This window comes from Burkholderia sp. AU15512 (assembly GCF_002223325.1).
GTDB lineage: Bacteria > Pseudomonadota > Gammaproteobacteria > Burkholderiales > Burkholderiaceae > Burkholderia.
This window is the reverse complement of record NZ_NKEX01000006.1, coordinates 1,351,745-1,370,032: the sequence shown is the minus strand read 5'-3', so window position 1 is coordinate 1,370,032 and position 18,288 is coordinate 1,351,745. Positions and strand designations below refer to the sequence as shown.

The window sequence follows — 18,288 nt, the reverse complement described above, 5'->3', positions numbered from 1 at the left end:
GTACGGCCCCTAGTCGAGCGTACGCCGGTAGAAGCGCAGCGCGACGCCCATCACGACGACGGTGAACAGCGCGACCGGCCACACCGACGGCCACAGGTCGCTCCAGCCGTTGCCTTTCAGCAGGATGCCGCGCACGAGGCGGTTGAAGTAGGTGAGCGGCAGCAGGTTGCCGACGAACTGCGCCCACTTCGGCATCCCGGCGAACGGGAACATGAAGCCCGACAGCAGGATGTTCGGCAGGAAGTAGAACACCGCGAGCTGCATCGCCTGCAACTGGTTCTGCGCGAGCGACGACAGCGTGATGCCGACCGTCAGGTTCGCCGCGATGAACAGCAGCGCGGACAGGTAGATCGCGAACACGCCGCCGACGAACGGCACCTCGAACACGAACCGCGCCGCGGCGACGATGATCGACACCTGGATCAGCCCGATCAGCACGTACGGGACGATCTTGCCCGTCATCACCTCGAGCGGCCGCACGGGCGTCGCCAGCAGGTTCTCCATCGTGCCGCGCTCGCGTTCGCGGGTGATCGCGAGGCCCGTCATCATCACCATCGTCATCGTCAGGATCACGCCCATCAGGCCCGGCACGACGTTGTACTGCGTGATGCCCTCGGGGTTGTACAGCCGGTGCAGCACGATGTCGAACGCGGTCGGGCGGCCGTTCAGGTAGGCGAGCGGGCCCGTCAGGTCCTTGTCCGCGACGGGCTGCACGAGGCCCGGCAGCGCGCCGATTGCCGACGCGGTCGCGACGGGATCGGTCGCGTCCGCCTCGACGAGCAGCGACGGACGCTCGCCGCGCAGCAGCCGCCGCGAGAAATCGGCCGGCACGCTCAGCACGAACTGCACGTCGCCGCGGGCGAGCGCGTGCCGGCCGGCTGCCTCGTCGGGCAGCGTCGCGACGATGTCGAAGTACGCGGAATTGCGCATCGCCGCGACGAAGCTGCGCGCGAACGGGCTTGCATCGGCGATGATCACCGCGGTCGGCAGGTGCTTCGGATCGGTGTTGATCGCGAAGCCGAACAGCGTGAGCTGGATGATCGGCACGCCGACGATCATCGCGAACGTCACGCGGTCGCGCCGCAGCTGCAGGAATTCCTTCAGCACGATGCTCCACCAGCGGGCGACCGAGAACGCATCGCGCAGGCGCGCCCACGCGTTCATGACGACGCCCCGGCGGGCGGCCCGGATGCGCGGCCCATCATGTAGATGAAGACGTCCTCGAGCCCGGTGTCGATCGGCGCGACCCGCAGCGCGGCAGACCCGTCGGTTTGTGCCGCGACCTGCGCGAGCGTCGCGTCGAGCTGCGCGCGATCGCGGCCGCTCACGTGCAGCGCCGAGCCGAATACGACCGTCTGCTCGACGCCCGGCATCGTGCGCAGCCGCGCGGACAGATCGCTCAGATGCGCACCGGTGATCGCGCGGGTCACGAGCCCCTGCGACGCGACGATCTCCGCCGACGTGCCCTGCGCGAGCAGCTCGCCGTACGAGATGTACGCCAGCTTGTGGCAGCGCTCGGCCTCGTCCATGTAGTGCGTGCTGACGAGCACCGAGATCCCTTGCGCGGCCAGCCGGTGCAGTTCTTCCCAGAAGTCGCGGCGCGCGGCCGGATCGACGCCGGCCGTCGGTTCGTCGAGCAGCAGCAGCGCCGGCTCGTGCAGCATGCAGGCGGCCAGCGCGAGGCGCTGCTTCCAGCCGCCCGACAGCGCGCCGGTGAGCTGGTCCGCGCGGCTCGCGAGGCCGAGCCCGTCGAGTGCGCGCGCGACGGCCGCCTTGCGGTCGGGCATCCCGTACACGCGGGCGACGAAGTCGAGGTTCTCGCGGATCGACAGGTCTTCCCAGTACGAGAAGCGCTGCGTCATGTAGCCGACGCGCCGCTTGATCTGCGCGCTGTCGCGCACGATATCGTAGCCGAGGCAGGTGCCGCTGCCCGAGTCGGGCGTGAGCAGCCCGCACATCATCCGGATCGACGTGGTCTTGCCGCTGCCGTTCGGCCCGAGAAAGCCGAAGATCTCGCCGCGCGCGACGCGCAGCGACACGTCCTTCACGACGTGCTTGTCGCCGAAATGCTTGTTCAGGCGATCGACGTCGATCGCGTACGGTGCGGGCGGCGCGGTCATTGCACCCTCACGGTGACGGGCTGGCCCGGATGAAGCTTCGACGCGTCGACGACGGCCGGGCGCGCCTCGATCATGAACACGAGCTTGGTCCGGCTCTCGTTGCTGTAGATCACGGGCGGCGTGTATTCGGCCTCGCTCGACACGTAGGTGATGCGCGCGGGCACGTCGGCCGCACAGCCGTCGCAGTGGATCGCGACCGTGCGCCCCGGCGTGAGCGATGCGATCGCGGCCTCCGGCACGAAGAAGCGCACCTTCAGGTTTTGCGGCGGCAGCATCTGCACGACCGGATTGCCGGCCTGCACCCATTCGCCGACGCGGTACAGCGTGTCGTACACGCGCCCGGCGGCGGGCGCGGCGACGCGCTTCTGGTCGAGCTTCCATTGCGCCTCGGCGACCGCCGCATGCGCGGCATCGACCTGCGCGGCCTGTGCGGCGACCTGCTGCGCGCGGCCCGGCAAGCGCGCGACGTCGACCTGTTTCTGCAGTTCGCGCCTCTGCGCGGCGGTCGTTTGCGCGGACGTGCGCGAATCGTCGAGCTGCTGTTTCGACAGGCCGCCAGCGGCGTACTGGCTTTCATCGCGCGCGAGTTGCGCGGCGGCTCGCGCGGCCTGCGCGGTGGACTGCGCGAGCTGCGCCTGCGTGACCGCGATTTCCGGCGGGCGCTTGCCCGTTTGCAGGTCGGCAAGCTGGGCGCGGGCGGCTGCAAGCTGGTGCTGCGCCTGCAGCAGCGCGGCCGTTTCGCTGACGGCTTCGAGCGAGAAGGCCGGCGTGCCGGCGGCGAGGGTCTGGCCGCGCGCGACCGACAACTGCGTCAGCGTGCCCGATTGCGACGACGACAGGTACACGAATTCGCCTTCGACGTAGCCCTGGTAGGTCGTGCCGTTGTTCGCCTGGCGTTCGCAACCGGCGAGCAGCGCGACGGCGGCGGCCAGCGCGAGCGACCGCGCGCGGGGCGCGTTCATGACGGCCTCCGCGGCGAGGGCGAGCGGGCCCGTGCGCGCGGCGCGGCGGCCGGCGGCTGCATGCCCGACCCGAGCAGTGCGCGGACGTGCCGGTGCAGCACGTCGCGGTCGATCGGCGGCAGGCCGCCGCGCGCGCTTTGCCACAGCTTTGCGGTCGCGAGCGGCAGCATCACCAGCGCGATGATCGAATGGAACAGGAACGCCGGTTCGAGTGCGGGATTCAGCGTGCCGGCCTGCTGCGCGCCGCGGATGCGTTCGGCGAAGCGCCCGACATGTTCGAGCGGAATGCGGCGGACCATCCGCTCGCGCAGCAGCCCGCCTTCGTGGATGATCTCGCGCAGCCAGATCGACGGCAGCCACGGCATGCGGTGCGTGACGTCGAAGAAGCGGTCGACGAGTTCGGCGACGAGCGCGAACGGATCGTTTTCGATCTGCGGCTCGGTCGGTCGCCACACGAACGCGATGACCTGCGCGAGCCGTTCCTCGACGATCGCGTCGAGCAGTTGCTCGCGATTCGTGAAGTAGTAGTGAACCATCGCCGACGTGACACCGGTGGCGGCGGCGATCTGCGCGACGGTCGTCGCGGCGATGCCGCGCTCGGCGAACAGCTGCATCGCGACGTCGAGCATGTGGTCGCGCAGGTCGAAATCGTCGACCGACGGGCGGCGCCCGCGCGGCTTGGTGACGGTGGATTTCGCGTTCATGAAATCGACGCTAATTGATGAGTTAGTTAATTTCAAGGGAGGGTTTCCGCCCGAGTTGATGGCGATCAGGCGAGCGTCGAAGGGGGACGCGGGTGGGCGAGGAGGCGACGTGACGCGGCACGGTACGGCAAGCCGGTGGCGGAGTGTAGGGAGCAGCTAATGGAGAAACCGGAGGCGTGGCGGCCCCACGGTATGGAAAACCGGTCGCGAAGCGGGGGGCGCGTGCCTGGACGATCGCACGCCCCCCGGAAAGCGGTTACTGATCGATCGGCGACGTCAGCGGCACGTGTTCGCCGGTCAGCCCGAATACGACGAGTTGAGCCGGCTCGGTCGCGCTCGCGTTGCGCGACACCGTGTGGCGCGAGCCGGGCGCTTCATACCAGCCTTCGCCGGCGCGGTAGCGGAGCAGCGGGCCGCCGTTCACCTGCGACAGCACTTCGCCTTTCGACACGACCGCGAACACCGAGCCGAGGTGCCGATGGGCTTCGGACGCCTGGCCGGGCGCGTAGTCGACGGTCGCGACGACCGCGAGCTTGCCGGGCGCTTCGGGCACGGCCTGCTGCAGGATCGTGTGCACGTTGTCGCCGGCGTCGTGCGCCCGGGCGGCGGCCGGCAGCAGCGCGACGCCGGCCGCGAGCAAGGCGCACAGTGCGGCGCGACGGAGCGTGGCGTCCCTCATCGTCGTCTCCTTACTCGGGCATCTTGCGGAACGCAATCGCGAAGCGGTTCCACGAGTTGATCGTCGCGATCAGCATCGACAGGTCGAACAGCTCCTCGTCGGTGAAATGCGGCTTCACGGCTTCCCACACGGCGTCGGGCACGTGGTTGCTGGCAACCAGCGTCAGCGCCTCGGTCCATTCCAGCGCCGCGCGTTCGCGCTCGGTGAAGAACGGCGTCTCGCGCCACGTGACGACGGTGGCCAGGCGGCGGTCGGTTTCGCCGCCGTTGCGCGCGTCGGTCGTGTGCATGTCGACGCAGAACGCGCAGCCGTTGATCTGCGACGCGCGCAGCCGGACGAGTTCGGCGAGCGGCTTCTCGATCGAGCTCTTCGCGAGGAATTCCTCGGCGTTGCGCATCACCTTGATCGCATTCGGGCTGGCAGTGTAGAAGTTCAGGCGCGGTTGCATGGCAGATCCTTTTTCGGTTGGAGCGCGCGGTGGCGCGACAGGACCCACTTTAAGACGCATTCTGGCCTGCTTGAATGGCCAATTTCCGGTAAATTCAGGTAACCAGTGCCGAGCCGCCAATGGCGTCCGAACCCAGCAGGCCGGCCAGCGTCGCGAGCGCCGTGTCGATGCGCGGCGTGTCGATCCCGCCATAGCCGAACAGCAGCCCCGCGCGGACCGGCACGCCGACGTGGAACGCCGAGATGCCGTACAGGCCGATGTCCTGCGCGCGGGCCGCGCGGACCAGCGCCGCTTCGTCGAGCCCCGGCTTCAGGTAGGCCGCGAGGTGAATGCCGGCGGTCGGCACGATCGCGTCGAACCACGGCGCGAGTTCGCCGCGCAGATGCGCGATCAGCATCTTGCGGCGCGCATCGTAGTGCTTCTGCACGCGCTTCAGGTGCCGCGCGAAATCGCCTTCGAGCATGAAGCGCGCGAGTGCGGCCTGCGTCAGCGTGCAGGTGTGCCAGTCGACGATCTGCTTCGCCTTGGTCAGCGCGCCGCGCAGCGCGCGCGGCGGAATCGCGTAGCCGATCCGCAACTCCGGAAAGATCGTCTTCGAAAACGTGCCGACGTACGCGACGAGGCCCGTGCGGTCGAGGCTCTTCAGCGATTCCACCGGCCGGCCTTCGAAGCGGAACTCGCCGTCGTAGTCGTCCTCGATGATCACCGCGCGGCGGCGCTGCGCCCATTCGAGCAGCGCGACGCGCCGGTCCAGCGTCATCGGCATCCCGAGCGGGAACTGATGCGACGGCGTGACGTAGACGAGGCGCGCGTCATCCGGCAGCCGTTCCGTCACCAGCCCGTGCGCGTCGACCGGCACGCCGATCACCGTCGCGCCGAGCGACGCGAACGCGGCGCGGGCGGGCGGATAGCCGGGATCCTCGACCGCCACCACATCGCCCGGCCGTACGACGACGCGGGCGATCAGGTCGAGCGCCTGTTGCGCGCCTTGCGTGACGAGCACGTCGTCCCAGCCGCATGCGACCGCGCGGCTGAACGCGACGTAGCGCGCGATCGCGCCGCGCAATTGCGGATCGCCGGCCGGGTCGTGGTACTGGGCGGGGCCGCGCATCTGCTGACGCAGCGCGTGATGCAGGCAGCGCCGCCACGCGTCGAACGGGAACAGCGCCTTGTCGGTCATGCCGCCGCGAAAGTCGAAGCCCGGTGTGTCCTGCGGCGCGGGCATCGCGAGCGCGTCGGGCAGGTCGTCCCACAGTGCACGCGCGTCGACCGCGTCGATGCGCGGCGTGTATTCGACGAGGGAGGGCGCCGACATGGCCGCGGCGTGCGGCACGCGCGCGAGGCCGTCGGCGACGAACGTGCCGTCGCCCGCGCGCGTGGTCAGGTAACCCTCGGCGACGAGACGCTCGAATGCGTCGAGCGTGGTCTTGCGCGATACGCCGAGCTGTTTCGCGAGGTCGCGCGTCGACGGCAGCCGCGCGCCGCCGGCGAGCCGCCCGTCGACGATCGCGGTGCGCAGTTGCCGGAAGATCTGCCCCGTCAGGTCGTGACGGCCTTCGATGCGGATCGCGATGTCCATCGCAGTGGTTACCTCGATTGCTGAAATTTCGTGCCGATCAGAATACCGGAGGCGACGAAAGAATGGGCGGTTCCGCGCGACGTGACGGCTTCGCGGGTTTCGCTCGATGCACGAACCGGCCGCACGGTGCAAGGCATCCCGGCAGGGCGACGCGGGCGGCCGGCGAACCGGTGCATCGCGCAACGCCGGCCCGGGGGCATTCGTCAGGGGTGACGGGCATCGTCAGACGACGCGGCCCCGTCGCGCGATTGGACCTCGGCCCGCCGCTGCCTTACGATCCACGACAGATCCACGACAACCCCACACCGGAGCGTGCCCATGCTGTCCGAAGACGAACTTGCGCTGCTCGACGCGATCCGCGCCACCGGCAGCCTGTCGCGCGCGGCCGCGCGGCTCGGCAAGGCGCCGTCGACGGTGTCGCACGCGGCGCGCCAGCTCGAAACGCGCTTCGACGCGCTGCTGTTCGACCGCCGCGGCTACCGGCTGCAGCTCACGCCGGCCGGCCAGTTACTGACCGACGAAGCGGCGCGGCTGGCGCTGGACGTCGCGCGGCTGACGCAGCGCGTGCGGCAGGTCGCGAGCGGCTGGGAAGACCGGCTGTGGATCGTCAGCGACGAGGTGCTGGAGTTCGACACGCTGTTGCCGGTGGTCCGCGCGTTCGATGCGCTCGACTCGGGTGTGTCGCTGCGTTTCACGCACGAAGTGCTCGGCGGGACCTGGGAAGCGCTGCGCGACGGGCGCGCGGACCTGGTGATCGGCGCGACCAACGAGCCGCCGGCGATTCCCGGTTTCAAGTGGTTCGAGCTGGGCGCGATGGAGTGGGTGTTCGCGGTGTCGCCGCGCCATCCGCTGGCCACCGTGAGCGGCGCGCTGACGCGGGACGCGATCGGCGCCCACCGGGCCGTCGTCGTCGCCGATTCGTCGCGGCGCGCGGCCGGCCGCGCGTATGGCCTGCTCGGCGGGCAACCCGTGCTGGCGGTGCCGTCGATGCGCGCGAAGATCCTCGCGCAGCGCGACGGGCTCGGCGTCGGCTGGGTGCCGCGCCGGCGCGTGGCGTCGCTGCTCGCGCGCGGCGAACTCGTGGAAAGGCAGACGGCCGATCCGCGCGAGCCGAACCGGCTGTATGTCGCATGGCACGGCGACCGGGACGGCCGCGCGCTGCAATGGTGGCTCGAGCAATTGCGCGAACCGCGGCTCGCGCAGCGCCTGCTCGACGGCATCGACGTAGCTGGCTGACGCGGCGCGGAACCGGACGGAACCGGGCGTTCGAATCCACCCGCCCAAACACGTTCGACGATTTCGAACGTGTTCGTCACGCCCGTCGTACGGCATGACCGGGCGCGGCGCGCATCCTGTGTTCACGGTCAACTCACCGGTTCACAGGAGAACATCATGCAACGCTTCGAAGGAAAGACGGTCCTCGTCACGGGTGGCAACAGCGGTATCGGCCTGGCAGCCGCCAAGGCATTCGCGGCAGAAGGCGCACGCGTCATCATCACCGGGCGCGATGCGCAGACGCTCGAGGCCGCGCGGCAAACGCTCGGCGAAGGCGCGCTGGCGATCCGCAACGAGGCCGGCAGCGTCGCGTCGGCCCGCGCGCTGGCCGATGCGATCGCGTCGGCGGGGGCGCGGCTCGACGCCGTGTTCATCAACGCGGGCGTCGCGAAGCTCGCGCCGTTCGCCGACAGCGACGAGGCCATGTGGGATCTCGTGTTCAACACCAACGTGAAGGGCGCGTATTTCCAGATCCAGTCGCTGGTGCCGCTGCTGAACCGCGGCGCGTCGATCGTGATCAACGGCTCGATCAACGCGCACATCGGGATGCCCGGCTCGTCGGTGTATGCGGCGAGCAAGGCGGCCGTCAATTCGTTCGCGAAGACGCTGTCGGCGGAGTTGCTGCCGCACGGCGTGCGCGTGAACGTCGTGAGCCCCGGGCCCGTTCAGACGCCGCTCTACGGCAAGCTCGGATTTGACGCGGCCACGCTCGACGAAACGGCCGAGAAGATCAAGGGCCTCGTGCCGGTCGGCCGGTTCGGCACGCCGGACGAGATCGCGTCGACGGTGCTGCACCTCAGCGCGCCGGAATCCGCGTTCATCGTCGGGGCGGAGATCATCGCGTCGGGCGGAATGGGCTTGCTCTGATCGGGCGGCTCAGGCGGGGACTGCAACCGGCCGGCGAGATGCCGGGCGGGCAGCCCCCGCCACATGCAGGACCGATGGCCGTCCGCCCATCGCATCTATCGCGCCGCACAGGCGTGATGGCTGTCACCACCGGCTTCGAGCTGCGTCACCGTGAGCCCGGAGAACGTCGCGCGGCCGTGTTCGGCGAACACGGCGACGCGGTCCGCGTCGAGCGGCGGGAAGATCAGGTCGGTGAGCGCGACCCGGCCGCCGTTCGCGAACACTTCCACCGAACCGCGATCGACGACGATCTCGAGCCGCAACTGCCCATGCTCGAGCGGCAGGTCCACGATGTGCTCTTTGCTGAACGTGTCGGCGAAATGGGATTCGCCGGACTGCGAGCGGTCCAGCGTCAGCGTGCGCTTTGCCGTGTCGTACACGATCCGGGTGCCGACCGCGCCATCCGCCGAGCGCCGGACGATCAGGCCGGCACGCGCCGCATGCTGCGGTGCGAGCGTGACCGTGATGCGCTGGACGACGCCGCGCGTCGCGGCCGACAGCGCACGTGTCGTGGAATCGACCGCGAGGTCGCCTTCATGCACGGCGGGCCTGCGGTCCGCCCAGGCGTCGAATGCGGCGGCCGGCGCGACCACGAGCGTCGGTTCGCCGTCGATCGTTTTCAGCGACAGTTCGCGCGGCAGCGTCATCGCGCCGCGCCACGGCGTGGTCGGCGCTTTCGCCGCGTAATCCCAGTTGCTCATCCACGCGATCGCGACCGGCCGTGAGCCGGGCGCGCCCGAGAAGGTGCCGGCTGCGTAGAAGTCCGCGCCATGGTCGACCCAGCGGAATTGCGCGGGATCGGAGCCGGCGGGCGCAATGCGGTCCGGCACAAACGTGCGGCCGTCGAAGTCGCCGACGAAGTACATCGCACCGGAGCCGCCGGCGATCGACCACGGATTGACGTTGACGATCATGACCCACCGGATGCGTGCGGGGTCGCCGTCGAGCGGCAGCGGTACGAGGTCGGGCATTTCCCACAGCGTGCCGTCGTGCGGCACGCCCGGCCGCGTGAAGTCGCTCAGGAAATTCCAGTGGATCAGGTCGTCCGAGCGATAGAGCTTCACGACGTGCGCGTCGGCGACGACCGTCGTCATCAGCCAGTAGCCGCCCGGCGCATACCACGAGACTTTCGGATCGCGAAATTGCTTCGATTCCGGATCGAGCGTCAGCACCGGATTGCGAGCGTACGGCTGCCAGGTCGCGCCTTGATCGAGGCTGTACGCCAGCGACTGCGCCTGGACGCCCGGCGCGTGACCGGCGCCTGCCTTGTACACGCTCGTATAAAGCGCGACGAGCGGCGTGTGGCCCGGTTGGCCCAGGCCGGACGTATTGAGCGTGTCGGCGACGATCGAGCCGGAGAAGATTTCCTCCGTCGCGTTCGCGCGCATCGCGACCGGCTGCTCGCGCCAGTGGACGAGGTCGGTGCTCGTCGCGTGGCCCCACGACATGTTGCCCCAGTCGCGGCCGAGCGGATTGTATTGATAGAACAGGTGATAGCGGCCGTTGTCGTAGACGAGCCCGTTCGGGTCGTTCATCCAGTTGCGCTGCGGCGTGTAGTGGAGCGCGGGCCGCCATTGCGGCGTGCCATGTTCGGCCGGTACGTTGCAAGGCGCGGCAGCGGCCTGGGAGCAGGCCACGCAGGCGAGCAGCAACCGGGCGATGCGGACGGAAAAGCGGAAAGACGTCGATATCATGCGGGGTTTCGTGCTTCGTCGTGCAAAGCGGGAAAGGAGGGCGCATGCCGCTTTCAGCGGCGATGTGCGCGATGGATGGAAGAAAAAAAGAGGCGCGCACGCGACACGCGCGATACGCGCCTCCTTAACCCCGTGCCTTTACCAGCGTTCGTTATTGTTGGTTATCCTGATTGCCCTGGCTGTTGCCGCTGTTGTGGCCGCCGCCGGTCGCGGGCAGGTTCGCCGGAATGTCGCCGTAGCCGCCGAGTCCGCCGCGTCCGTAGGCGCGGTCGACCGCCGTCGACGTGCCGTTGATGTTGACCTTCACCGTCGGCGCGAGCGTGCCGCCGCGGCGCGCGCCGATCGCATCGATGAACGACTCGACGAGCCCGCCCGGCATCACGTAGTGCGAATACGACTGGAATTCGCGCGGATTCTGGTTCGGATCCTGCGAATACGGCGCGCCGGCCGGCGCGGAGAAGTCCGTCGGGTTGCCGAGCACGAGGCCGCTGCCGCCGTTCAGCGGCAGGAAGTCGCTGCGGATGCCGTTGCCGACGAAGCCGTACACGCCGTCCGGCCCGTCGACGCCGGCCGCCATCGTCGTGCGGTGGCTGATCGTGAACAGGTAGTACTTGCCGTCCTTCAGGTAGATCTGCGGGCGCTCGGTCTGGTCGTCGACGCAGTTCGCCGACAGGATCGGCGGCAGGAACTTCCACTCGGTCAATTGCGGGTTCGTTGCGATCGCGAGGCCGACATTGGCCTTTTGATACACTGCGCCCGAATTCATCACCGCGTTGAGATCTTCCTTGTACGGATCGTTCGGCGCGTAGCCGAGATCCGCGTTGGTGCAGGTGCGTGCGCCGCGCGGGCCGCCCGTGTTGCCCTCGAAGACCATGTAGGTCTTGCCCGGGTGCGCGGGATCGGTGAACACGAACGGGTCACGGAACGAGAAGTAGGTGTTCTGCTGGCCGGACTGGTAGTAGTTGCCGTCCGGTTGCAGCAGCGCCTTGTGATCGTCGAAGCCGCTGAACCAGACGTGCGTGGCGTCGGCGTGGATATGGCCGTCGGCGCGCGTGATGATCGCCTGCGGCGGCGTGATGTCGGCGCCGCCGGGCGCCGAGCGGTTGAACGACGTCGCGGTGTAGTAGAGGCTGACGTTGTCGCCGTGCGTGAGCCGCGCGGAGCCCGACCATTCGGCGTTGTTGGTCATCGGCGCGGTGCCGAACACCTTGGCGCTGGCGCCGTCCGGGAACAGGTGGCCGCCCCAGGTCCAGCCGCCGTTCGCGGGGCGCTGCGACGCGGGGATGCCCGCGCGACGGTAGAAGAAGCCGATGCGCGCATGGACGTGACGGTCGTCGAACGTGTAGCCCGCATGCGGATCGGCGGTGAGCGAGAAGATCACCTCCCAGCCCTTGTAGCTGAGCTGGTTCGCACGCAGGTCGGCCAGCGGCCACGTGTCCCACACCCACACGTTCGAGTTGATCAGCGGGAAATCCTGCGGGATGTCCGGCATCGTCAGCGCTTGCGGCAGCGAGTTCTTGTCGGCGCCGGCGGTATGCGACTGCGCGACGATCTGACGGATGTCCGCCCGCGTCCAGCGCATCGTGAAGTTGCCTTCGGGATCGTAGGCCTGCTGCGTATGGGGCGTGGGCAGGGGCGCGCCCGTGCCGCCGGACTGCGCATGCGCGACGGACGCGAAGGCGGCGAGTGCGCCGCCAGCGAGGAACAAGCGTCGGGCCGCCGTCGGGCGGAAAAGGGAAAAGTATGTCATCTCGTCGTCGTTTCCTGGGAAAGTGAAAGTGAACGGCTGAGTGGGCATCGATGTCCAAACCGGTTTGGATGCTATTTCAAACCGGTTTGGAACGCAAAAGATATTTATTTGACGGTAATCGTTACCAATTGGAAATAATTACCCGGTCGGCGCGTCCCGCACGTCGGGCGGCCGGGCGGATCGGCGAATGCGAGGAACGACGGTGAAGGTGAATCTGAAGGCGCTCTCGGACGCGCTCGGGCTGTCGCGGACGACGGTCAGCCGCGCGCTGAACGGTTACGACGACGTCAGCGAGGCGACGCGCGAGCGCGTGGCGCGGGCTGCGCGGGAAATGGGCTATGTGGCGGATCCGACCGCGCGCCGGCTCGCGACCGGGCGGGCGGACGTGATCGGGATCGTCTACCCGTTCGGCGCGGGCGATCTCGGCGATCCGCGTTTCGGCGAGGTCGTCGCGGGCATCACCGAGCGGCTCGCGGAACGCAACCTCGATTTCATCATCGCGTCGGCGCGACCGAACGCGGAACTGGACACCTATCGGCGCATCGTCGACGGCAAGCTCGTCGACGGGCTGATCGTCGCGCGCACACGGGTCGACGATCCGCGCATCGCGTACTTGCAAGCGAGCGCGTTTCCGTACGTGGCCTATGGCCGGACGCAGGTGGCCGAGCCATATGCGTGGTTCGATTTCGACAACGAGGCCGGCGCGCGGGACGCGGTGCGCCGGCTGACGGCGTTCGGGCACCGGCGCATTGCGATGATCAGCGCGCCGCTGGCGCTGAATTTCGCCGCGCAGCGCCGAGCAGGCTATCTGTCGGCCCTGCGCGAAGCCGGTGTCGAGCCGGATCCGGCGCTGATGGTCGAGTGTCCGTTTACGCACGACGGCGGGTGGCAGGCGGCGCGGGCGCTGCTCGCGCGCGCCGAGCGGCCGACGGCGCTGCTGGTCGACAACAATATCGCGGGCGGCGGCGCGTTTCGGGCGCTCGTGGACAGCGGGCTGCGCCTGGGCGAGGACATGTCGCTGATCGTCTACGACGGCGTGCCGCCGAACCTCGCGCATCCGTATCGCGTGACGGCGGTCGTGCAGCCGACCGGCCACGCGTCGGGGCGCGCACTGGCGGAACTGATGCTGCGGCTGCTGGGCGACGGGGTTCGCGAGCAGCGGCTCGAAGCACCGGCGATCGAGGCGGGTGACACGGACGGCCCGTTGCGCGGCTAGCCGCGGCGGCGCAGGTGAGGGCGCGAGCGACGGCAGGTGCCGGCGGATCGCGCTCCACCGAAAAGGCCATGACGAAGGCAGGGGTTACTAGACGACCGGTCTAATCCGGGGCTATCATCCGTTCCCATGAATGCGACGACGTTCGCGGCGCAGGCAACGAACACGCGAAAATGCCATTTGAATGCCATTTCGCCCTGCGATGCTGATGGTGCAGCGAGACGCCGTCGTTTCATTTCGAATTGTTCTAGACGACTGGTCTAATAGGCGCAAGCCGCATTCGGATACACGGGTCGCACGTTGACGCGTCACAGCTGACTAACCCACAGGCGTGCCGCGCCCACCAGCCGGATTTGCCGGTCGAGCGGCCCCGTTCCCGTCATCCATTTTTCGAAGGAGTGTCCGATCATGAAGATTCTGGTTGTCCTGACCTCGCACGACACGCTCGGCGACACCGGCAAGAAAACCGGCTTCTGGCTCGAGGAACTGGCCGCGCCGTACTACACGTTCAAGGATGCGGGCGTCGAGCTGACGCTCGCGTCGCCGAAGGGCGGCCAGCCGCCGCTCGATCCGAAAAGCAGTGACCCGACGGCCCAGACCGACGCGACGCGCCGCTTCGACGTCGATGCGGCGGCCAAGGCCGAACTGGCTTCGACGCGCAAGCTGGCCGACGTGTCCGTGGACGACTACGACGCCGTGTTCTACCCGGGCGGCCATGGCCCGCTGTGGGATCTCGCCGAGGATCTGCATTCGATCGGCCTGATCGAGCGCGCGCTGGCGGCCGGCAAGCCGGTCGCGGCCGTGTGCCACGCGCCGGGCGTGCTGCGTCACGTGAAGAACCCGCAGACCGGCGAATCGGTCGTGCGCGGCAAGCGTGTGACGGGCTTCACCAACAGCGAGGAAGCGGCCGTCGAACTGACGGAAGTCGTGCCGTTCCTCGTCGAGGACATGCTGAAGACCAACGGCGCGGAGTTCGAGCGCAGCGCCGACTGGGCGCCGCATGTCGTCACCGACGGGCTGCTGATCACGGGGCAGAACCCCGCGTCGTCGGAGCCTGCCGCCGAGGCGCTGCTCGCGCAGCTCGGCCGCCGTTGAGCCATGGGCGCCGGCCCGGCTGGCGCCATCCCGTATCCGTCGCCGGGCGCAGGCCGGCCCGTCGACGGCCCGAATCGATCCGTCGTGCACGTTGCACGACGCGTTTCCCGTCGTTTTGCAGAACCAAGCAAAGGAGCCGTGGATGTCTGCCCTGTTCGAACCGTTCAAACTCAAGGATGTCACGCTGCGCAACCGCATCGCGGTGCCGCCGATGTGCCAGTACGTCGCGGAAGAGGGCGTCGTCAACGACTGGCATCACGTGCATCTGGCCGGCATCGCGCGTGGCGGTGCGGGCCTCGTGATCGCCGAGGCGACGGCCGTGTCGCCGGAAGGGCGCATCACGCCGGGTTGCGCGGGGCTGTGGAACGATGCGCAGGCCGAAGCGTTCGCGCCGTCGGTCGCGGCGATCAAGGCGGCCGGCGCGGTGCCCGGCATCCAGATCGCGCACGCGGGCCGCAAGGCGAGCGCGAACCGTCCTTGGGAAGGCGACGACCATATCGCCGACGGCGATCCGCGCGGCTGGCAGACCATCGCGCCGTCGGCCGTGCCGTTCGGCGCGCACCTGCCGAAGACGCCGCGCGCGATGACGCGCGACGACATCGCACGCGTGCAGGCCGACTTCGTTGCGGCGGCGAAGCGCGCGCGCGACCTGGGCTTCGAATGGCTCGAACTGCACTTCGCGCACGGCTATCTTGGCCAGAGCTTCTTCTCGGTGCATGCGAACCAGCGTGACGACGAATACGGTGGCTCGGCCGAGAACCGCGGCCGCTTCCTCGTCGAGACGCTGGCGGCCGTGCGCAAGGTGTGGCCGGAGCATCTGCCGCTGACCGCGCGCTTCGGCGTGATCGAGTACGACGGTCGCGACGAGGAGACGCTCGCCGAGTCGATCGCGCTCACGCAGCGGCTGAAGCGGGAAGGGCTCGACATGCTGAGCGTGTCGGTCGGGTTCTCGACGCCCGACGCGCAGATCCCGTGGGGCCCGGCGTTCCTCGCGCCGATCGCCGAGCGCGTGCGTCGCGAGGCCGGGCTGCCGGTGTCGTCCGCGTGGGGGATCGACACGCCGCAACTGGCGAACCGCGTGGTGGCGGAGGAGCAGCTCGATCTCGTGATGGTCGGCCGCGCGCATCTGGCCGACCCGCACTGGCCGTACTACGCGGCCAAGCAACTTGGCGTCGAGCGTCCGTCGTGGACGCTGCCCGCGCCGTACGCACACTGGCTCGAGCGTTACCGGAGCGCCGACAAGGTGGCCTGAGCGGGCGGGATGTCGGGGCGGCGCGCGCATCCCATGCGCCGCCGATCCGGCGCCGATGGATAGAATGGCGGTTCGCGCAGGCCGGTTGCCTGCGCGAACCGCCATTTTTTCTTTTCGACAGAGGTGCCATGGCCGCACATGTCCCGTCGTCTCCCGAGCCCGCCGTACGGCCGCGCACGCAGCAGGTTTCCCGCGCCGTGCTGGTTGCGGCGCTGCTGGTCATCGCGCTGTGGGTGATCCGCGATTTCATTCCCGCCATCGCGTGGGCCTGCGTGATCGCCATCGCGATGTGGCCGATGCTGAAGCGCTTCGAATCGCACCGGCTGTTCCGCAACCGCCCGACGCTCACCGCGGTCGTCATCACGGCGGCGATCTCGTTGCTGGTCGTGCTGCCGGTGGCCGTCGCGGCGACCCAGGCGATCGGCCAGGTGCATGACCTGCGCGAGTGGCTGCGCACGATCCAGGAAAACGGCATCCCGGTGCCGGACGTGGTCGCGAGGCTGCCTTACGGCGCGGCGCAGGTCACCGAATGGTGGCAGGCCAACCTCGCCCATCCGCTGCATGCGGCCACCGCGATGCACGGCGTCAACAGCGAGAAATTCCTCGCGTTCGGCCGGCAGTTCGGCACGAAGCTCGCGCACGCGCTGCTCGAATTCGGCTTCATGCTCGTCACGCTGTTCGTGATCCTGCGCGCCGGCCACAAGCTGTCGGGGGCGCTGCTGCAGGGCGCACGGCGCGCGTTCGGGCGCAGCGGCGCGGAGCTGATCGAGCGGATGGTCGCGGCCGTGTTCGGCACGGTGACGGGGCTCGTCGTCGTCGGGCTCGGCGAGGGCGCGCTGCTCGGTATCGCGTACGCGCTGGCCGGTGTCCCGCATGCGGCGCTGCTCGGCCTCGTCACGGCCATCGCCGCGATGCTGCCGTTCTGCGCGCCCGTCGTGTTCTGCGGCGCCGCACTCTGGCTGTTCGTGCAGGGCGCGACCATGTGGGCCATCGTGGTGGCCGTGCTCGGGTTCGTCGTCGTGTTCGTCGCCGAGCACTTCGTGCGGCCGGTGCTGATCGGCAGTTCCGCGCGGCTGCCGTTCCTGCTCGTGCTGTTCGGCATCCTCGGCGGCGCCGAGACGTTCGGCCTGATCGGGCTGTTCGTCGGCCCCGCGCTGATGACGGTGCTGACGATGCTGTGGGCCGAATGGATCGCGTGACGATGCGCGCCGAGGCGGCGGCATGAAGCGGCGGTACGGATGCGCGTTCAAGCGCGCATCGGCCGCCGCGACGGATGCTGCTCAGGCGTGTGCCGGATCCTGCAATGCAAGGATTCGGATAAAGATCTCTACATTTCTTTTCGATCCGGACCCAAAGGTCGAGTAGCATGGCGCTTTCGATCACGCCGGCATGGCGCAGCAGATCTCACCAAGCATGCGATTGATTACGATGTCCCGTCCCGCAGCGACGCTGTCGCTGGCCGCCAGCTGCCTGATGTTGCACGGTTGCGCGTGGTTCGATTCGTGGCTGCCATTCTCGTATTCGCGCACGCCGCTCGCGAGGGCCGCGTCGCGGCACGGCGCGACGCGCGCCGATGTCGTCCGGGCCGCCGGCAATCCGCGCAGCGTGTGGATGGTCCGCAACGGCAACGGCGTCTGCTACAACTACTTCATCGAGCACGGCAACGATCACCGCGAATATTTCGTCGTGTTCGACCGGGCCGGCGTCGTCACGCAATACGGCTTCGATTCCTGCATGAACGCCGACCGCAAGGGCACGCTCCAGCCGGGCAAGGCCGCGTCGCGCTAGCGCGGCGGCGGCCTTGCCCGCCTGCCGTCAGGCGATCGTGTCGACCACGCCGCCGTCCACCCGCAACGCGGCGCCCGTCGTTGCCGACGCGAGCGGCGAGCACACGTAGACGACCAGGTTCGCGACTTCCTCCGGCGTCGCCGGCCGCTGGATGATCGAGCTCGAGCGCTGGCTGCGCACGAAATCCACGGCCACGTCCTCGACGCTGCGGCCGGTTTCGTCGGCCGTTTCCTTCAGCAGCGCCCGCACGCCGTCCGACATCGTCGGCCCCGGCAGCACCGAGTTGACCGTCACGTTCGTGCCGGCCGCGAGCTTCGCGAGGCCGCGTGAGATCGACAGCTGCGCGGTTTTCGTGAAACCGTAGTGAATCATGTCGACCGGGATGTTCAGGCCGGATTCCGACGAAATGAACACGATGCGCCCGGCATTGCGTTCGATCATCCCCAACAGGTAATGCCGCGCGAGGCGCACGCCGGACATCACGTTCATCTGGAAGTAATGTTCCCATTCGGCGTCGTCGATGTCGAAGAACGCCTTCAGGCCGTAGATGCCCGCATTGTTGACGAGGATGTCGGCCGCGCTCGTGTGCTGCGTGACGCGCGCAACGCCGGCGGCATCGGACAGGTCGGCCGCGACGCCGTCGAAGTCCGCATCGGGGAGGGCGGCGCGCAGGTGCTTGAGCGCGGACTGCACCGACGCATCGCTGCGGCCGTTGACGACGACGCGTGCGCCGGCGCGCGCGAGCCCTTCGGCGATCGCGAGCCCGATGCCGGCGGTGGAGGCGGTGACGACCGCGGTCTTGCCTTTCAGATCGATATGCATG

17 protein-coding genes are annotated in these 18,288 nt (G+C 68.9%); 7 read left to right on the top strand and 10 right to left on the bottom strand.

From position 1 onward, the window contains the following. Positions 1-9 precede the first annotated feature (9 nt). The 7 genes from CFB43_RS25500 to pdxR all read right to left on the bottom strand — a co-directional run bounded on the left by CFB43_RS25500 (position 10) and on the right by pdxR (position 6,492). Positions 10-1,164, bottom strand: a complete 1,155-nt coding sequence (locus tag CFB43_RS25500) for an ABC transporter permease (RefSeq protein ID WP_089497077.1) — start codon at positions 1,162-1,164, stop codon at positions 10-12. Then, positions 1,161-2,120: an ABC transporter ATP-binding protein gene (locus CFB43_RS25495; RefSeq protein WP_089497076.1), complete on the bottom strand. Its 960-nt coding sequence runs from the start codon at positions 2,118-2,120 to the stop codon at positions 1,161-1,163. Before CFB43_RS25495 ends, CFB43_RS25500 begins: the two co-directional genes overlap by 4 nt. Further along, positions 2,117-3,082: an HlyD family secretion protein gene (locus CFB43_RS25490; RefSeq protein ID WP_089497075.1), complete on the bottom strand. Its 966-nt coding sequence runs from the start codon at positions 3,080-3,082 to the stop codon at positions 2,117-2,119. Before CFB43_RS25490 ends, CFB43_RS25495 begins: the two co-directional genes overlap by 4 nt. Then, positions 3,079-3,786: a TetR/AcrR family transcriptional regulator gene (locus CFB43_RS25485; protein WP_089497074.1), complete on the bottom strand. Its 708-nt coding sequence runs from the start codon at positions 3,784-3,786 to the stop codon at positions 3,079-3,081. Before CFB43_RS25485 ends, CFB43_RS25490 begins: the two co-directional genes overlap by 4 nt. Before the next feature lie 256 nt (positions 3,787-4,042). Then, positions 4,043-4,465, bottom strand: coding sequence for a cupin domain-containing protein (locus CFB43_RS25480; RefSeq protein WP_089497073.1), 423 nt, complete (start codon positions 4,463-4,465; stop codon positions 4,043-4,045). 10 nt (positions 4,466-4,475) lie between these two features. Beyond that, the gene (locus CFB43_RS25475; protein ID WP_089497072.1) at positions 4,476-4,913 is read right to left on the bottom strand and encodes a carboxymuconolactone decarboxylase family protein; all 438 of its coding nucleotides are present in this window, start codon (positions 4,911-4,913) and stop codon (positions 4,476-4,478) included. Between the two features lie 94 nt (positions 4,914-5,007). Beyond that, complete coding sequence (pdxR, locus tag CFB43_RS25470; protein WP_089497071.1) at positions 5,008-6,492, bottom strand: MocR-like pyridoxine biosynthesis transcription factor PdxR; 1,485 nt, start codon at positions 6,490-6,492, stop codon at positions 5,008-5,010. Between the two features lie 318 nt (positions 6,493-6,810). Between pdxR and CFB43_RS25465 the strand changes: the two genes are divergently transcribed. Both CFB43_RS25465 and CFB43_RS25460 read left to right on the top strand, forming a co-directional pair. Further along, positions 6,811-7,728: a LysR family transcriptional regulator gene (locus tag CFB43_RS25465; RefSeq protein WP_089497070.1), complete on the top strand. Its 918-nt coding sequence runs from the start codon at positions 6,811-6,813 to the stop codon at positions 7,726-7,728. 156 nt (positions 7,729-7,884) lie between these two features. Further along, complete coding sequence (locus CFB43_RS25460; protein ID WP_089427602.1) at positions 7,885-8,634, top strand: SDR family oxidoreductase; 750 nt, start codon at positions 7,885-7,887, stop codon at positions 8,632-8,634. Positions 8,635-8,729: 95 nt separating this feature from the next. On the opposite strand, the gene CFB43_RS25455 is transcribed toward CFB43_RS25460, so the two are convergent. Both CFB43_RS25455 and CFB43_RS25450 read right to left on the bottom strand, forming a co-directional pair. After that, a complete protein-coding gene (locus CFB43_RS25455; RefSeq protein ID WP_089497069.1) occupies positions 8,730-10,367 on the bottom strand; it encodes a glycoside hydrolase family 32 protein in 1,638 nt (545 codons plus the stop codon). Between the two features lie 151 nt (positions 10,368-10,518). Beyond that, positions 10,519-12,117: a glycoside hydrolase family 68 protein gene (locus CFB43_RS25450; protein WP_089497068.1), complete on the bottom strand. Its 1,599-nt coding sequence runs from the start codon at positions 12,115-12,117 to the stop codon at positions 10,519-10,521. 187 nt (positions 12,118-12,304) lie between these two features. Between CFB43_RS25450 and CFB43_RS25445 the strand changes: the two genes are divergently transcribed. The 5 genes from CFB43_RS25445 to CFB43_RS25425 all read left to right on the top strand — a co-directional run bounded on the left by CFB43_RS25445 (position 12,305) and on the right by CFB43_RS25425 (position 17,465). After that, positions 12,305-13,333, top strand: a complete 1,029-nt coding sequence (locus tag CFB43_RS25445; protein ID WP_089497067.1) for a substrate-binding domain-containing protein — start codon at positions 12,305-12,307, stop codon at positions 13,331-13,333. Between the two features lie 405 nt (positions 13,334-13,738). Beyond that, positions 13,739-14,425, top strand: a complete 687-nt coding sequence (locus tag CFB43_RS25440; protein WP_089497066.1) for a type 1 glutamine amidotransferase domain-containing protein — start codon at positions 13,739-13,741, stop codon at positions 14,423-14,425. Positions 14,426-14,567: 142 nt separating this feature from the next. Further along, positions 14,568-15,677: an NADH:flavin oxidoreductase/NADH oxidase gene (locus CFB43_RS25435; RefSeq protein WP_089497065.1), complete on the top strand. Its 1,110-nt coding sequence runs from the start codon at positions 14,568-14,570 to the stop codon at positions 15,675-15,677. A 128-nt stretch (positions 15,678-15,805) separates the two neighbouring features. Then, positions 15,806-16,876: an AI-2E family transporter gene (locus tag CFB43_RS25430; RefSeq protein WP_089497064.1), complete on the top strand. Its 1,071-nt coding sequence runs from the start codon at positions 15,806-15,808 to the stop codon at positions 16,874-16,876. Between the two features lie 214 nt (positions 16,877-17,090). Beyond that, positions 17,091-17,465, top strand: coding sequence for a hypothetical protein (locus CFB43_RS25425; protein ID WP_089442751.1), 375 nt, complete (start codon positions 17,091-17,093; stop codon positions 17,463-17,465). 27 nt (positions 17,466-17,492) lie between these two features. Here CFB43_RS25425 and CFB43_RS25420 read toward each other — a convergent pair whose 3' ends face one another. Next, on the bottom strand, positions 17,493-18,287 hold the full coding sequence (locus CFB43_RS25420; RefSeq protein ID WP_089497063.1) for an SDR family NAD(P)-dependent oxidoreductase: 795 nt from the start codon (positions 18,285-18,287) through the stop codon (positions 17,493-17,495). Position 18,288 lies beyond the last annotated feature (1 nt).

Coding starts and splice junctions, on each gene's coding strand:
- CFB43_RS25500 (WP_089497077.1), bottom strand. CDS start 1,164: ATGAACGCGTGGGCGCGCCTGCGCGATGCGTTCTCGGTCGCCCGCTGG.
- CFB43_RS25495 (WP_089497076.1), bottom strand. CDS start 2,120: ATGACCGCGCCGCCCGCACCGTACGCGATCGACGTCGATCGCCTGAAC.
- CFB43_RS25490 (WP_089497075.1), bottom strand. CDS start 3,082: ATGAACGCGCCCCGCGCGCGGTCGCTCGCGCTGGCCGCCGCCGTCGCG.
- CFB43_RS25485 (WP_089497074.1), bottom strand. CDS start 3,786: ATGAACGCGAAATCCACCGTCACCAAGCCGCGCGGGCGCCGCCCGTCG.
- CFB43_RS25480 (WP_089497073.1), bottom strand. CDS start 4,465: ATGAGGGACGCCACGCTCCGTCGCGCCGCACTGTGCGCCTTGCTCGCG.
- CFB43_RS25475 (WP_089497072.1), bottom strand. CDS start 4,913: ATGCAACCGCGCCTGAACTTCTACACTGCCAGCCCGAATGCGATCAAG.
- pdxR (WP_089497071.1), bottom strand. CDS start 6,492: ATGGACATCGCGATCCGCATCGAAGGCCGTCACGACCTGACGGGGCAG.
- CFB43_RS25465 (WP_089497070.1), top strand. CDS start 6,811: ATGCTGTCCGAAGACGAACTTGCGCTGCTCGACGCGATCCGCGCCACC.
- CFB43_RS25460 (WP_089427602.1), top strand. CDS start 7,885: ATGCAACGCTTCGAAGGAAAGACGGTCCTCGTCACGGGTGGCAACAGC.
- CFB43_RS25455 (WP_089497069.1), bottom strand. CDS start 10,367: ATGATATCGACGTCTTTCCGCTTTTCCGTCCGCATCGCCCGGTTGCTG.
- CFB43_RS25450 (WP_089497068.1), bottom strand. CDS start 12,117: ATGACATACTTTTCCCTTTTCCGCCCGACGGCGGCCCGACGCTTGTTC.
- CFB43_RS25445 (WP_089497067.1), top strand. CDS start 12,305: ATGCGAGGAACGACGGTGAAGGTGAATCTGAAGGCGCTCTCGGACGCG.
- CFB43_RS25440 (WP_089497066.1), top strand. CDS start 13,739: ATGAAGATTCTGGTTGTCCTGACCTCGCACGACACGCTCGGCGACACC.
- CFB43_RS25435 (WP_089497065.1), top strand. CDS start 14,568: ATGTCTGCCCTGTTCGAACCGTTCAAACTCAAGGATGTCACGCTGCGC.
- CFB43_RS25430 (WP_089497064.1), top strand. CDS start 15,806: ATGGCCGCACATGTCCCGTCGTCTCCCGAGCCCGCCGTACGGCCGCGC.
- CFB43_RS25425 (WP_089442751.1), top strand. CDS start 17,091: ATGCGATTGATTACGATGTCCCGTCCCGCAGCGACGCTGTCGCTGGCC.
- CFB43_RS25420 (WP_089497063.1), bottom strand. CDS start 18,287: ATGCATATCGATCTGAAAGGCAAGACCGCGGTCGTCACCGCCTCCACC.